This is a genomic window from Neorhizobium sp. LjRoot104, from assembly GCF_964253725.1.
GTDB lineage: Bacteria > Pseudomonadota > Alphaproteobacteria > Rhizobiales > Rhizobiaceae > Neorhizobium.
Window position 1 is genome coordinate 536,750 of sequence record NZ_CAXURS020000001.1, and the last position, 14,524, is coordinate 551,273.

Annotated in this window: 15 protein-coding genes; 4 read left to right on the forward strand and 11 right to left on the reverse strand. The window is 63.3% G+C overall.

Going from position 1 to position 14,524, the window contains the following annotated elements:
• Positions 1-54: 54 nt before the first annotated feature.
• Positions 55-1,122, forward strand: a complete 1,068-nt coding sequence (locus ACSQ8R_RS02575; RefSeq protein ID WP_436251945.1) for a zinc-binding metallopeptidase family protein — start codon at positions 55-57, stop codon at positions 1,120-1,122.
• A gap of 241 nt (positions 1,123-1,363) precedes the next feature.
• On the opposite strand, the gene ACSQ8R_RS02580 is transcribed toward ACSQ8R_RS02575, so the two are convergent.
• The 6 genes from ACSQ8R_RS02580 to ACSQ8R_RS02605 all read right to left on the reverse strand — a co-directional run bounded on the left by ACSQ8R_RS02580 (position 1,364) and on the right by ACSQ8R_RS02605 (position 4,695).
• Positions 1,364-2,518 carry an acyl-CoA dehydrogenase family protein gene (locus ACSQ8R_RS02580; RefSeq protein ID WP_436251946.1) on the reverse strand — a complete coding sequence of 385 codons (1,155 nt, stop codon included), beginning with the start codon at positions 2,516-2,518 and terminating at the stop codon, positions 1,364-1,366.
• A 204-nt stretch (positions 2,519-2,722) separates the two neighbouring features.
• Positions 2,723-3,157, reverse strand: coding sequence for a DUF1801 domain-containing protein (locus tag ACSQ8R_RS02585; protein WP_436251947.1), 435 nt, complete (start codon positions 3,155-3,157; stop codon positions 2,723-2,725).
• 21 nt (positions 3,158-3,178) lie between these two features.
• Positions 3,179-3,649, reverse strand: a complete 471-nt coding sequence (locus ACSQ8R_RS02590) for a DUF1801 domain-containing protein (protein ID WP_436251948.1) — start codon at positions 3,647-3,649, stop codon at positions 3,179-3,181.
• An 11-nt stretch (positions 3,650-3,660) separates the two neighbouring features.
• Positions 3,661-3,876, reverse strand: coding sequence for a hypothetical protein (locus ACSQ8R_RS02595; RefSeq protein ID WP_436251949.1), 216 nt, complete (start codon positions 3,874-3,876; stop codon positions 3,661-3,663).
• A 67-nt stretch (positions 3,877-3,943) separates the two neighbouring features.
• On the reverse strand, positions 3,944-4,375 hold the full coding sequence (locus ACSQ8R_RS02600; protein ID WP_436251950.1) for an SRPBCC family protein: 432 nt from the start codon (positions 4,373-4,375) through the stop codon (positions 3,944-3,946).
• Positions 4,372-4,695 carry an ArsR/SmtB family transcription factor gene (locus tag ACSQ8R_RS02605; protein ID WP_436251951.1) on the reverse strand — a complete coding sequence of 108 codons (324 nt, stop codon included), beginning with the start codon at positions 4,693-4,695 and terminating at the stop codon, positions 4,372-4,374. The genes ACSQ8R_RS02600 and ACSQ8R_RS02605 overlap by 4 nt, the downstream gene beginning before the upstream one ends.
• Positions 4,696-4,980: 285 nt before the next feature.
• On the opposite strand from ACSQ8R_RS02605, the gene ACSQ8R_RS02610 reads away from it, so the two are divergent.
• Positions 4,981-5,685: a winged helix-turn-helix transcriptional regulator gene (locus tag ACSQ8R_RS02610; RefSeq protein WP_436251952.1), complete on the forward strand. Its 705-nt coding sequence runs from the start codon at positions 4,981-4,983 to the stop codon at positions 5,683-5,685.
• Between the two features lie 232 nt (positions 5,686-5,917).
• On the opposite strand, the gene ACSQ8R_RS02615 is transcribed toward ACSQ8R_RS02610, so the two are convergent.
• The 4 genes from ACSQ8R_RS02615 to thrC are packed head-to-tail and all read right to left on the reverse strand — an operon-like array spanning position 5,918 to position 12,204.
• Complete coding sequence (locus ACSQ8R_RS02615; RefSeq protein ID WP_436251953.1) at positions 5,918-8,830, reverse strand: EAL domain-containing protein; 2,913 nt, start codon at positions 8,828-8,830, stop codon at positions 5,918-5,920.
• Positions 8,827-9,438 (reverse strand): GNAT family N-acetyltransferase, encoded by a 612-nt coding sequence (locus ACSQ8R_RS02620; protein WP_436251954.1) that lies wholly within the window; start codon positions 9,436-9,438, stop codon positions 8,827-8,829. The genes ACSQ8R_RS02615 and ACSQ8R_RS02620 overlap by 4 nt, the downstream gene beginning before the upstream one ends.
• Before the next feature lie 30 nt (positions 9,439-9,468).
• Positions 9,469-10,767 (reverse strand): M16 family metallopeptidase, encoded by a 1,299-nt coding sequence (locus tag ACSQ8R_RS02625; protein ID WP_436251955.1) that lies wholly within the window; start codon positions 10,765-10,767, stop codon positions 9,469-9,471.
• A gap of 33 nt (positions 10,768-10,800) precedes the next feature.
• A complete protein-coding gene (thrC, locus tag ACSQ8R_RS02630) occupies positions 10,801-12,204 on the reverse strand; it encodes a threonine synthase (protein ID WP_436251956.1) in 1,404 nt (467 codons plus the stop codon).
• 128 nt (positions 12,205-12,332) lie between these two features.
• Between thrC and ACSQ8R_RS02635 the strand changes: the two genes are divergently transcribed.
• Positions 12,333-12,902: a PilZ domain-containing protein gene (locus ACSQ8R_RS02635; RefSeq protein ID WP_436251957.1), complete on the forward strand. Its 570-nt coding sequence runs from the start codon at positions 12,333-12,335 to the stop codon at positions 12,900-12,902.
• Positions 12,903-12,911: 9 nt separating this feature from the next.
• Here ACSQ8R_RS02635 and ACSQ8R_RS02640 read toward each other — a convergent pair whose 3' ends face one another.
• The gene (locus ACSQ8R_RS02640) at positions 12,912-13,601 is read right to left on the reverse strand and encodes an HAD family hydrolase (protein ID WP_436251958.1); all 690 of its coding nucleotides are present in this window, start codon (positions 13,599-13,601) and stop codon (positions 12,912-12,914) included.
• A 147-nt stretch (positions 13,602-13,748) separates the two neighbouring features.
• Between ACSQ8R_RS02640 and ACSQ8R_RS02645 the strand changes: the two genes are divergently transcribed.
• Entirely contained in the window at positions 13,749-14,417 is a 669-nt protein-coding gene (locus ACSQ8R_RS02645) for a GntR family transcriptional regulator (protein WP_436251959.1), read from the forward strand.
• The last annotated feature ends 107 nt before the right edge of the window (positions 14,418-14,524 follow it).

A 14,524-nucleotide genomic window follows, 5' to 3' on the forward strand; every position in this document is an offset into this window, starting at 1 on the left:
CTCCGGCCGGAGCAGGTTTTCTGTATCCGCCCTTTTGAAACTCACGGAACTTCCATGCGCCTCTACGACTGCGATCATTGCGGCCAGACCATCCATTTCGACAATCGCTCCTGCGTGAACTGCGGCCACCGGCTGGCTTTCGTCCCGGAGCATATGGCCATGCATGCGCTTGCGCAGGATGAAGGGGAGGGAACATGGCATCTCGTCGCCCGGCCCGACTACAAGGTGCGTCACTGCGCCAATGCCGCGATGGACATCTGCAACTGGACGGTCAGCGCCGACGATCCTCATCCGTTCTGCCCTGCCTGCCGGCATAACCGCCTGGTTCCGGACGCCTCGACCGAGGTCGGCCTCAGCCAATGGCGGCGCATCAGCCAGGCGCAGCGGCATCTCTTTTACTCGCTGATGCGCTGGAACCTGCCGCACACCAATCGTGAGGAGGATCCGCAGGGCGGCCTCGTTTTCGATTTCCTGATCGACGAAGTGCAGCCGGACGGCACCATCGTGCCGGCCATGACCGGCCACGAGGACGGCCTGATCGCGATCCGCGCCGCCGAGGCCGACGATGCGACCCGCGAGCAGGTGCGGGTCTCGATGAACGAGCCTTATCGCACCATGCTCGGACATTTTCGCCATGAAACAGGTCACTACATCTGGGACAAGCTGGTGCGGGACGGCGGCAGGCTCGAGGAATTCCGAGCCATCTTCGGTGACGAGACGATCGATTACGGCGCGGCACTACAGAGAAATTACGAGCAGGGCCCGCCGCCGGGCTGGCAGGATTTCTACATCAGCACCTATGCCAGCACCCATCCGTGGGAAGATTTCGCCGAATGCTTCGCCCACTACCTGCATATCGTCGACACGTTGGAGACCGCCCGCGCCTATGGCATGGTGATCGAACCGCGCGGCCATGCCGAAATGGCGGCGGAGGTGGCTTTCAACCCTTATGCGGCGCGTGATGCCGAACAGCTCGTTTCCGCCTGGGTGCCGTTCAGCATGGCGCTCAACAGCATCCACCGCTCGATGGGCCAGCCGGATCTCTATCCCTTCGTCCTTTCGCAGGCCGTCATGGTCAAGCTGGAATATATTCACCGGCTGATTGAGGCCCAGAGGGGATAAGCTCGGCCCCAAAAAGAAAACCCGCCTTTCGGTGGATCGAAAGGCGGGAAGTAGTTTATGGGGCGCATTCAGAGACCCCTGGGAATTAGGGGGTAAGATCACGATTTCGTCAACTCAAAATATGCATTTTCATATTTTAAAAGTTGCAACTTGGCGCTGAAATCGCTCCCCTTGCTTCATTTCTCGGGCAAAATACAGCCTATGCGGGTTCCGTGCATCTCCACCTCAAGTTTTTTGTGTCTCAAAAGGTCCTGAGCGTGTCGAGATCCAGGGCCATGCGGCCGGAAAATTCCTGCTGCGCTCCGGTTCTCATGGGATGGTAGCGGGCGCCCTGAATGTCGCGGAACCGGCGTTCCAGGCCCTTGTCCCGATAGAAGGCTGCGCCGCCCGCGGTTTCCATGGCGAGTTCCGTCGCGGCGATCGCGTGGCGGGCGACCAGGGAGCGGCCGATCATGATCTCGTTGGTCGTGGCCGGCGAAGGTTCGCCGCGCTCGGCCGCCGCGATCATGCCGGCATGGGCGTATTGCGCCGCCCTGAGTTCGGTCTCCATCCGCCCGGCAAGCTCGATCACATGCGCATCCGGCGCCTTCCGTTTCGCAATCTCGACCGCGATGTCGCGAGCGCTTTCGGCGACGCCGAGATAGGCCGAGTAGATCAGCGGGAAGGCGATCATCGAGATGATGTGGAAAAGCATGTGCCATTCACCCTGGTTGCGCTTCAGCGCCACCGCTTCTTCCGGCACCACATGGCCCTCGACCATCACGTCGTTCGAACCCGTGCCGCGCATCCCCATCACCTTCCAGGTGTCGAGAACCTTGACTTTCGGGGAGTTCATCGGCAGGCCGAAATGCAGGACCTTCGGCCCGTCCGGTTCGTCGAACACCGCGCCGGTCATCAGGATGTCGCCGACCGGCGAGCCGGAGGTAAAGATCTTGCGTGCGGTGATCCGGTAGCCGCCATCGACCTTTTCGGCCTTGCCTGACCCTTCGATCCAGTCCGAGCCGCCGCTCGACAGCAGGACGACCCGTTCTGCCGCCACGCGTTTGAGAAGCGGCATCACCGGCGCCGCCTTCTGATGGGTCCAGCGCCAGGCCGGGATCGCCACCTGATGCGTGTGCATCGAAAAGGCGAGCGCCGTCGAGCCGCAATGATGCGCGAGCTCCCGGATCATGTCGCAGAGTTCGCGAACCTCAGCGCCGCCGCCGCCGAGATCGGCTGGAACGCCGGCCTCGATCAGGCCGGAGTGGCGCAGGTCACGATAGTTCTCGGCGACAAAGGCATCGCCGTCGTCGGCCTTCGCGGCGCGTGCGGCAAAGACCGGCCCGAGCGATCTGGCAATGCCGATCGCATTCGAATGGACCGAGTGGGTGGGTTTGAATTTGCTTGCGGCTGTCATGTCTTTCTCCTCCCATTTGTCGAGAATGGGCGGAGTGTTGGCCGCTCGGGCGTGCAGCCGCAAGTACAGGAAATGGACTAGCCCCTGCCGGATATCGACCGCCGCGGCCCCGGCGTCGCGGATGGTCGGGGCAAGCCCGACAACTCGAGCCGCTTGATCGCGACGTCGGAAAGCGGATCGATCCCCGCTGTTTCGCGATGCTTTTCAAGCAGTTTTCGGCTTCTTTCGGGGGCGGGCGGCATTCAGCGCCACGGCGGCACGAATGAGTGCCTTCAGGGCCTCTTCGTCGATTCTGTCGCCCTCGTGAAAATCGATGGCACGCCTGGTATTTCCGTCGAGGCTGGAGTTGAAGAGGCCGGAAGGGTCGTCCAGCGAGGCCCCTTTGGCAAAGGTGAGCTTCACGGCGGCCTTATAGGTCTCGCCGGTGCAGATGATCCCCGAGTGCTCCCAGACCGGAACCCCTCGCCATTTCCATTCCTCGATCACGTCAGGCTCGGCCTGCTTGATCAGCAACCGGACACGCGCGAGCGTCTCGCCCCGCCAGTCGCCGAGTTCGCGGATCCTCGCATCGATCAGCTGCGCCGGAGAGGGTTCCTTGTTCGTCGAAATGCTTTCCATGGTTGTTGTCGCTTTCTTCATGCTGTCGCCGTTCGCCCGTCGCTACATCCGTTCGCCGGGCAATTGGCTGGCCTGCTTCACCCAGTCGGCGAGCTGTCTTTCGTCAAGCTCGTCGCCCTCGTGGATATGGAAGTAGCGCGCCTGCGGGGTTTTGGACGTCCCGGGAGGAACTGGATTGAGCGAGGTGCCGCGGAAGAAGGCCAGCTTGATATAGTTCGTGAAGCAATGGACGCTGAGGAACCAGCCGTCACCCTCGATGCCGTAGAGCGGCGAATTCCATTTGACCGCCTTGTAGACGTTGGGGACTGTGCTGGTGACGAGTGCGTCGAGGCGGCGCCCGACATCGCTTTTCCAGCCCGGCATGGCCGCGATATAGGCTTGTACGGGCGCGTCGCCGTAGCCCTTGGCGATCTGCGGGTTGCCGCCCGAAAGGAGAGCGGGCTCCGCAGCGATGTGCCCGGCGGATACCGGCTTGGCGGCCTTCCCGGATTTTGCCGATGTCTTTCCAACCACCGGGTTCACTCCTATCTGCCGGTACGTTGCCCGCTGCGGCGGGCGTATGGCAGCGCGAACAGATAAAGACCGCTCGACAATAACAGGAACAGCGGGAACAGGGGAGAGTAGACGACCCACATGGGCGGATCCCCGAGGCCCATGGCGACGAAGTTCGCGATGACGGTCACCGTAAAGACAATCGACAGCCAGCGGTGGACCTGCCGCGTCAACGTGTTCCAGTTCAACGATAATACCTCCCCTGAAAACGAACGGCGCAACCGTTCTCTAAAAAGTCAGGCCTCTCGCAAGGCCTCAGTCTAGGCCCGCCAAAACCGTCTCCAGCGCTCCGAAAAACCCCTGCCACCCGTGGCGGGCGCCGTTGTAGGCAAGCTTCTGCTCCGGGCGGAAGCCCGACTGCTCCATGCGCAGAATGGTTCCTGTGCTGGTCGGGGTGAGGGTCAGGGTCACCACGCTTTTCAGATTGTAGGCCGCATCGTCATGCGCGTGGTCCCAGGTGTAGGAGAGCTTTCTGTAGAGCTCCACGGCCAGCACTTCGCAGTCCAGGACGCCGCCCCACTCGCCGCGAAGATTGAAACGGTGGCCCACGACCGGCTGGAAATCGTTCTTCATCAGCCATTCCTCGATCAGGTGCTGTTGCGTGAGCGCGCGCCAGACCTTTTCCGCCGGGTGGGGGATCTCGCGTTCGACGACGACGGTGCGTGTTTCGGTCGAGGTCTCGTTCATTGGTCCATCCTCTTAAGCAGGTCTTCGAGACGGTCGAAGCGGTTTTGCCAGAAACCGGCCATCTGGCTCGTCCAGTCGACCAGGGGGGCGAGCGCGCCGAGCTGGGCGCTGTAATGCGTCTGGCGGCCTTGGTGGCGGTCACGCACCAGCCCGGCCTGTTTCAGCACGCCGAGATGTTTCGAGACGACCGGCTGCGAAACCCCGGCTTGCGCCGTCAAAGCCCCGACCGTCTTCTCGCCTTCGCGGCACAGCCGCTCGAAGATGGCTCGGCGCGTCGGGTCGGCGAGCGTTCTGAAGAGCACGTCGTGAGCGTTCGTCACTTGGAATTCATACCTCGTTGGCTATGGATTGTCGTATAGCTGGAAAGCTATGAATATGTCAAGTAGAAATCACACAAAAGGGCCGTATCCCTTGGCTTGGAAGGCTCGTGTTGGATTTGTTATGCCCCGATGGCTATGCGTCGCGGTCGATCGTGCGGCGCCGGGCTGGATGAGGTCCTTCATATCCGGAGCCGCTCCGATGTCGGATCAGTAGTCCATAAAGTGGACTTGGTCGGTTTCCGGAACGGGATTAATCTGCCTTGGGGCATGCCGAGGAGATTGGCGATGTTGGAAGTGACCGCGAGCTACGGCCAGTTCTGCCCGGTCGCGATGGCGGCGGAGATATTCTGCACCCGTTGGACACCGCTCGTCCTGCGCGAGCTTCTGTGTGGCAGCTGCCGTTTCAACGACCTCCGGCGCGGCGTACCGCGCATGTCGCCGACCCTGCTTTCGAAACGGTTGAAGGAATTGGTGCAGGCCGGCATCGTCGAAAACCGCAAGGCGGCCGATGGGGTAGTGGAATATCACCTGACGCCGGCCGGTGAGGATCTGCGCGATGTGGTGATGACCCTCGGCTTCTGGGGGCAGCATTGGGTCGAGACCCAGCATTCGCTTCAGAAACTCGATCCGTCGCTTCTGATGTGGGACATGCGCCGCCATCTCGATCCGACCCCGATGCCTCCGCGGCGCTGCACGGTCCTGTTCTTATATCCCGACCGGCCGCCGGCGCAGCAACGTTACTGGCTGGTCGTCGATGGTCGTGAGGTCGATGTCTGCTCGACCGACCCCGGTTTCGAGATCGATCTCTACGTGACCTGTCCGCTGCGAACGATGACGGCGATCTGGATGGGTATCGCGACGGTCAGGGCCGAAATGGCGGCGGGCCGCCTCGCACTCGACGGCGATACCGAAATGGCAGGCGCCATGCAGCAATGGCTGGGGTTGAGCCCGTTTGCACGGGAACGCCCGAAAACGGGGAAGGCGGCGTAATCTTGCCTCCCTTTTCGACCGGTAGATTGCGAAAAGTGCGACAGCCTCCCAACGATCCCCCCTTGAGGGGGAGATGTCACGAAAGTGACAGATGGGGGTAGCGACGGTGCGGCAAATGCAGTGGTGGCGGAATATGCCGTGGCACCCCACTCTGCCCTGCCGGGCATCTCCCCCTCAAGGGGGGAGATCGGCAAGGCGCACCCGTTTCGCTTCACATGATCGGCTGAAAATCCTACGCCCGCTTGGTCAGCGGAAACCGTTCTTTCAGGAGCCGCAGCACCGCGTCCGCCGGGGCTGGTGGGCCGAACAGATAGCTCTGGCCGAAATGGCAGCCCATCTTGGCGAGTTCCGCCGCGTCCTCGTCGGTCTCGACGCCTTCCGCGACCACCGTCATCTCCAGCGCGCGGGCCATGGCGATCACCGAACGCAGCAGCACGGCCCGCTTTTCCGTCGCGTTGCGGACCAGCGCCTTGTCGAGCTTGATCGTGTCGAACGGGAACTGCGTGAGGTAGGCGAGCGACGAATAACCGGTGCCGAAATCGTCGAGCGCCAGGCCGAGGCCCGTCTCCCTGAGCTTGCCGAGCACCAGCCGCGCCTGTTCCGGGTTCTCCATCATCAGGGATTCGGTGAGTTCGAGCTTCAGCTGGCCCGGATTGACCTGGGTCTTCTGCAGCAGCGCGCGCACGTCGTTGTAGAGATCAGCGTTCAGAAGCTGCGCGCTCGACAGGTTGACCGACACGAACACCGGCAGGTCGCCGGTTTGTTGCTGCCAGACCATCAGGTCGGAGGCGGCACGGTCGATGGCGAACAGGCCGAGCGGGCCGATCAGGTCCGACATCTCGGCGATCGGGATGAATTCCGAGGGGGGGATGCTGCCGCGCTTGGGATGATCCCAGCGCATCAGCGCCTCGAAGCCGGCAATCTCGCCATCCTTGAGGCTGATGATCGGCTGGTAGGCGAGAAACAGTTCCTTGCGCTCGATCGCGCGGCGAAGGTCGGTCTCGATCTGCAACTTGTCGGCGCCGGCGGCCCGGAAGGCGGGGCGGAAGGGTTCGACGCGGTTGCCGCCGGAGCGTTTCGCCCGGTACATGGCAAGTTCGGCGTCGGCGAGCATGCCGGAGGCACTTTCCTGCTGGTCGACCCAGGAGGAAAGCCCGATCGAGGCGGTCAGGATGATTTCGCGGTTGGCGAAATTGATCGGCACCATGATCGCCTTCGAGACCGCATCGGCAAAATCCGCCACCTTGGCCGGATCGCGCTCCGAGACGAGGATCAGTCCGAACTGGTCGCCGGCCAGCCGCGCCAGCGTGTCCTGCGGCTTCAGGAGCCGGCGCAGGCGGCGGGTCAGCGCGATCAGGATATTGTCGCCAGCCGCGATGCCGAGTGAGTCGTTGACCTGCTTGTAGCGGTCGATGTCGATCGCCATCACGGTCGGCCGCACGGTGTCGCCGCCCGGCGCCAGCGTCAGCACCGATTGCAGCCGGTCGAGGAAGACCTGGCGGTTCGGCAGGCCGGTCAGGTTATCGTGCAGCGCGTCCTGCAGCAGGCGTTCGACGGAATTCTTCTGCTCGGTCACGTCGATGATCGTGCCGACGCAGCGGATAATTTCGCCGTTCGAGCCGAGCACCGGCCGGGCGCGGATCTGCAGCCAGTGGAAATGCCCGTCCTCGGCGCGGATGCGGAATTCGTGGTTCAGGCGGCCGCGGCGGTGTTCGAGCAGCACGTCCAGCGTCGCGCGAAACCGGTCGCGGTCGTCGGGGTGCAGCCGCGGCACCCAGTTGCGCACCGGTCCGTGCATGGCACCGGGATCAAGCCCGAGGCGGGTCGAGATGTCGGGCGTGGTGACGACGCGGTCGCGCGCCACGTCCCAGTCCCAGACGGTGTCGCCGCTGCCGGTCAGCGCCAGCGATTGCCGCTCGAGGTCGGAGAACAGCCCCTGCTGGTAGGCGCCGCCGGCAAAGGCGTGCTGCATCACCGTGAAGCCGATCAGGAGAACGATCAGCACCAGGCCGCCGCCCAGCGCCGGCTGGATGATGTCGTTGTCCAGCTTGCCGGTCACCGTCAGCCAGCCCGCGAACAGCCAGACGAGGATCAGCGCCCAGGTCGGGACCAGCAGGATCGCGCGATCGTAGCGGTTGAAGCCGAGATAGATGATCAAAAGAATGCCGACTGTGCCGGTCAGCGCGAACGAAAGGCGGGCGATGCCCGAGGCGACCGACGGATCGTAGATCGCCACGCCCCCGAGCAGCACCAGGCCGACCACCCAGGCCAGCGTCGCGTAGCCGAGATGCACGTGCCAGCGGTTGAGGTTGAGATAGGTGAACAGGAAGATCACCAGCGACGAAGCGAGCGCCACCTCCGCCGCCGCGCGCCAGATGCGCTGGTCGCCGGACGTGACGGTGATCAGCTTGTCGAGGAACCCGAAGTCGACGCAGATATAGGCGAGCACCGCCCAGGCGAGTGCTGCCGCCGCCGGCAGCATCGACGTGCCCTTGACGACGAAGAGAATGGTCAGGAACACCGCCAGAAGGCCGGCAATGCCGAGCACGATGCCGCGATAGAGCGTGAACGAATTGACCGTGTCCTTGTAGGCATCCGGCTGCCAGAGATAGATCTGCGGCAGCGACGGGGTCGCGAGTTCCGCGACGAAGGTGATGGTCGAACCGGGGTTAAGCGTGATCCGAAACACGTCGGCATCCGGGCTCGGGATACGGTCGAGCGCAAAACCTTCCGAGGGCGTGATCGAGATGATGCGCTGCGAGCCGAGGTCCGGCCAGAACATTTTCGAATTGGCGAGCCGGAAATGCGGGGCGACGATCACCCGTTCGAGCTGTTCTTCGGAGACGTTGGAGAGTGCGAAGACCGCCCAGTCGCCCTGGTGGCCGGGAGAGCTTGCGCGCACCTCGATGCGGCGGCGGATACCGTCCGCGCCGGCAGCGGTCGAGACCTGGAAAGCCTCGCCCTGGTTGGCGTAGATATCGGTGGTTCTGGTGAGGTCGAGCGCCGTGTCGTCTCGCGAGATCTTGACCGGTTCCGCGGCGCGCGCACCCGGCGCCGCCGTCAGGAACATGGCGGCAGCAAGGAGGGCGATGATCGCCGGGAAAAAGCGGATCAGCGACGCAAGACGCAGGGCAGGAGTTCTCATGGTTTCAGCATCTTCCCGAACTCGCCGTCTTCCGGCAACCGGGAAAACATCAGGTGGTCGCGCCATTCGCCATTGATTTTGAGATATTTGCGCAAAAGACCTTCCTGCTCGAAGCCGGCTTTTTCCAGAAGCCGCACACTTTTCCAGTTCTCCGGAATACAGGCTGCCTCGATCCGGTGCAACTGAAGTCCGCCGTAGATGTATGGGATAGCCACCTTCAATGCGGCCAACATATGGCCCTGACCGGAATGTTTCTCGCCCATCCAGTAGCCGACCATGCAGCTCTGCGCCGCACCCCGCCGGATGTAGCCGATGGTCAGGCCCCCGAGCAGAACCTGGTCTTCGCGGCGGAAGAGGAGCAGCGGCACGGCAAGCCCGGAGGCATATTCCTGGCCGCTTCTGACGACGCGCAGGCGGAACGCCCCTTCGGTCAGCTCGTCCGGCCGCCAGATCGGCTCCCAGGGCTGCAGGAAAGGGCGGCTTTCCGAGCGCAGCCGCTGCCATTGCTTGTAGTCGGAATAACGGGGAAGCCGGAGCAGGTGGTTTTCGCCATAAAGCTCTGGTGTGTCCGGCTGTCGCGACAGGAACCGAAACACCGACTTGTTCATACTGGCGCTGCTCCGGGCAGGGCGGCCGGTTTAACCGGCAGCCTTCTTCGTCTGGATCCCCGGCGTGGCAAGCGCCGTGGTGATGTCGCTCAACGGTGCGAGCTGTTCGATCGGGCCGACCGCCGACAATGTCGGAACTGTATCGAAAAACAGCCGTCCGGCAAGGTCGGTGAGCCGCTCGGTGGTGATGCCCTCCAGCCGTTCCATCATTTCCGGGTTCGGGATCGGGCGCCCATAGAGCATCATCTGGCGGGCGATCTGGCCGGCGCGGGCGGCCGGGCTCTCCTGGCCCATCAGAAGCTGGGCGCGGATCTGCGCCCGGGCACGGTCGATTTCCTGTTGGTGGATCGTCTCCGAGGACTTGCGCAGCTCGTCGATGATGACGGGCACCAGCGTCGGCAGCTCGTTGCCGCCGGTTGCCGCATGGATGCCGAAGATGCCGGTATCGGAAAAACCCCAGTGAAAGGCATAGACCGAATAACACAGGCCGCGACGTTCGCGCACTTCCTGGAACAGGCGCGAGGACATGCCGCCGCCGAGGATGTTGGCGAGAATCTGCGAGCAGTAGAAATCCCGCATATGGTAGGCCTTGCCCTCGAAACCGAGCAGGACCTGCGCGTCCATGAGGTCGCGGGTTTCACGCACGTCGCCGCCGATGTAACGGGCGACTTCCAGCACGGGCGGGGCGCTCGGGGTCATGGGAAGGCGGGCAAAGCGCTCTTCCACCTGCTTGACGAAGGTGGTGTGATCGACTGCGCCGGCCGCGACCACGAACATCCGGTCGGTCGTGTAGTTGCGCGAAAGGTAGTTGCGGATCTGCCCCGGCGTGAACCCCTTGACCGTGTCCGGCGTGCCGAGGATCGGCCGGCCGAGCGTCTGGCCCCGGTAGGCAACCTCGGAGAACTTGTCGAACACGACGTCGTCGGGCGTGTCGTTGGCAGCCCCGATCTCCTGGAGGATGACGTGCTTTTCGCGACGAAGTTCCTCCTCGTCGAATTCCGATTCCGTCAGGATATCGGCGAGGATATCGACCGCGAGCGGTACGTTGTCCCTGAGCACCCGGGCGTAATAGGAAGTGGTTTCGGTGGATGTCGCGGCGTTGAGTTCGCCGCCGACATTCTCGATCTCCTCGGCGATGTCGCGGGCGCTTCGGCGGGCGGTGCCCTTGAAGGCCATGTGCTCGAGGAGGTGGGCGATCCCATGTTCGTCCTCGGTCTCGTTACGCGATCCGGACTTGATCCAGACACCCAGCGCGACGCTCTCCAGATGCGGCATGGTTTCGGTGACGACCGTCAACCCGGAGGCGAGCCGGGTGATTTCTACATTCATGTTTACGTCTTTCCGGCGCCGCCGATACCTTACTTACTTAGCGCGGGCATGCTCGCCGATGAAAGTTTCGACGGCCTTAAGCTCAGGCTCCAAGATATCGAAGCGCTCCTCCCTTTGCATAAGATCAGCAAGCCATGATGGAAGCGCCGGATCAATTCCGCAAGCGGATTTTACCGAGGCCGGAAATTTGGCCGGATGCGCGGTGGCGAGAGTGACCATCGGGCTTGTCGGTTTTGCGTTCTTTTTCGCGACGAAAACGCCGGTCGCCGTATGCGGGTCGAGCAGGTAGCCGGTCTCGGCAAGCGTCTCGCGGATCGTCGCGGCAACCTGCCGCTCCGTCGCCCGGCCCGCCCGGAATTCGCGGCGGATCGCCTTCAGCGCCTCCGGCTTGATCTCGAAACTGCCGGACTGCTTCAGCCCGGCCATCGCGGCGCGCACCGAGACGGCGTCGCGGCCATAGGCCTCGAACAGCAGCCGTTCGAAATTGGACGAGATCTGGATGTCCATCGACGGCGAGGTGGTCGCCTTGACGTCGCGCATCTCGTAGCGCCCGGTCTTCAGCGTCCGGGCGAGAATGTCGTTGTCGTTGGTGGCGATCACCAGCCGGTCGATCGGCAGGCCCATCTTCTTGGCCACGTAGCCCGCGAAGATATCGCCGAAATTGCCGGTCGGAACGGTGAAGGAGATTTTCCGGTCCGGTCCGCCGAGCGAAACGGCGGCGGTGAAATAATAGACCACCTGCGCCATGATGCGCGCCCAGTTGATCGAGTTGACGCCCGAGAGCCGAACCCGGTCGCGGAAGGCGACGTCGTTGAACATCTCCTTGACGATGTTCTGGCAGTCGTCGAAATTGCCCTTCAGCGCCAGCGCATGCACGTTGGCGGCGCTCGAAGTGGTCATCTGCCGCTGCTGCACGGGCGAAACCTTGCCATGCGGGAAGAGGATGAAGATGTCGGTGCGCTCGCGTCCGGCAAAGGCATCGATCGCCGCTCCGCCGGTATCGCCCGACGTCGCGCCGACGATCGTGGCGCGCTCGCCGCGCTCGGCCAGCACATAGTCCATCAGCCGGGCGAGCAGCTGCATCGCCACGTCCTTGAAGGCGAGCGTCGTGCCGTGGAAGAGTTCGAGCACAAAGTCATTGGGTCCGGTCTGCACCAGCGGCACGACGGCCGGATGCCGGAACGTCGCATAGGCTTCCGTGATCATGCCCTTCAGCTTGTCGGCCGGAATTTCATCGCCGACGAAGTGCCTGAGGATTTCGAAGGCGACCTCCTGATAGGACTTGCCGCGCAGCGCGCGGATTTCCTTTTTGGAGAGCGAGGGCCATTGGCGTGGCACGTAGAGGCCGCCGTCGCGGGCAAGGCCCGCCATCAGCGCATCCCGGAATCCGAGAGGAGCGGCTTCGCCCCGGGTAGAAATGTAGTCCACGACCTTCAATCCCCAATCGATTTTTATTCGCGCCGCTGATATAGACCAGGAAAATGGGCGGTGAAAGACCGGAAAGTGACGTCTCCGGTTCGCCAGGTGAATAGCCCAGAAATTGGGATGGAAGAGGGTTGAGTACGGTGTTTGCAAAGATTTCGCGTGGTTTTCTGGCGGTATCGCTCGCGGCGGTTCTCGCAAGCTGCAATTCCTCGGCGCCGACCGAAGGGTTGACCCCGACCGCAACCGCCGCCCCTGCCGCCGAGGCATCGACCCCCGTGGTGCAGGCATTCTGCCCGCCGATCGTCATGCTGGAACAGACCGCCGTTCACCGCGCCTATGCGCGCGGCGGGGAGAACCAGCCGGAAAAACTGCTCTATCAGGCCTCGCTCGCCGACGCGACGCGCCAGTGCACCGCCAATGAAACGACGCTGACCATCAATGTCGTCGCGCAGGGCCGTGTCGTTCAGGGCCCGGTCGGGGTTCCCGGCAAGGTCACCTTGCCGATCCTCGTGGAAGTGGTCGATGGCGACAGCGTCATCTACTCGCAGAAGGTGGCGTTCCCGGTCGAGATGCCGGCCGGCGGCACCCAGTTCATCTTCAGCAAGGCGGATGTGCAGATCCCGAACGCGCAAGGCGGCGCCTCGCGCTTTACGCGCGTTCGCCTGGGCTACGACAACGGGCCCGCAAAGAAGCCGGCCCGCCGCGGCTGATAGAGGGAATCAGAGCGCCCCGGCCCATTCCCCGAGGGCGGCGATGACGGCCGGCAGGTCCATCATCCGCGAGATCACCGTTTCGGCGCCGGCGTCCGTCAGCCGGTCGGCATGGCTCGGATAGGTGTGCGACGCGCCGGTAAAGCCGACAACGCGCATGCCGGCCGCCCTGGCGCCGTGGACGCCATGGGTGGAATCCTCGATCACCAGGCACTTTTCCGGCGCGACCTTGAACTGCTCGGCGGCATGCAGGAAAATGTCCGGCTTCGGCTTCACCCGATCCGGACCGAGGTCCTTGGCGGAATAGATATGCGGCGCGAAATAGGGCTTCAGGCCGACCTTTTCGAGCATCATGTCGAGCCGGTGGCTGCTTGAATTGGAGCAGATGCAGCGCTGCGTCGTCAGCCTTGCGAGTGCGAATTTCACCCCGTCGATGATCTTCACGTCGCGGGCGAGGCGGGCGTCGAGCAGGGTCTCGGATTTGTCGATCAGCGAGGCGGAGAGCGGGATATCGGATTCCTTCTCCACGGCCAGAAGGATGTTCTTCCAGGTCATGCCGGCGAAGCGCTCGCCCATTTCCTCGACGCTGATCGGATAGCCCGCTTCGGTCAGCAGACGGGACTCCACCTGCGCCGCGATGATTTCGGAATCGACGAGAACGCCGTCGCAATCGAAAATGATGAGGTCGAAGCTGCTCATGAGGAAATGCCTTCCATCGGCCTGATATAGGGTGCGGCGGCCTTTTATACGATGGTAATGCAAACCTCAACCAACCGCCATGCATGGCTGGAACAAGCGTAGCGGGCGGCTCTCGACAAGCCGGGGGTGGCGTTCTAAGGAACGCTGATGAGCAAGGAGCCGGAAGACACAATCGCCAGCCGAATCAGCCGGGTGCTTGCCGATCGCATCGTGCGCGGCGAGATCGCCCCCGGTGCCCGTCTTCGCCAGGATCACATCGCCGAGGAGTTTCAGACCAGCCACGTGCCCGTGCGCGAGGCTTTCCGTCGGCTGGAAGCGCAGGGTCTCGCGATCAGCGAGCCGCGCCGCGGCGTGCGTGTCGCTTCCTTCGATCTCGCCGAAGTCCGCGAAGTGGCGGAAATGCGCGCCGTGCTGGAGGTGCTGGCGCTGCGCCACGCCGCCCGGCACCTGACGCCCGCCATCCTCGACGCGGCGGAGGAGGCGACCCGCGAGGGCGATGCCGCCGCCGACGTGCATGCCTGGGAAGACGCGAACCGCCGTTTCCACCGGCTGATCCTCACACCCTGCGGCATGAAGCGCCTGCTTGCCTCGATCGACGACCTGCATGCCGCAAGCGCCCGCTTCCTGTTTTCGGCCTGGCAGTCCGGCTGGGAAAAGCGCACCGACCATGACCACCGCGCCATCCTGGCCGCGCTCCGGCAGGGCAAGACGGATGAGGCGGCCGCCACCCTGCAGAAGCACGTGCAATGGATCGGCCGCGGCCCGCAACCGGCCAAAAACGGTGCGCCGCGCGAAGTTTTCGCGATCGTCGGCTGATCGTTCTCAAAATTATAGATAATTTCTCTTTCCGGGAAACCGCAAGATTTGGCTTATTTTAGCCAAATATACGCGTGGCGTGCTCTTCATTCATTAGAGGCCTGGCG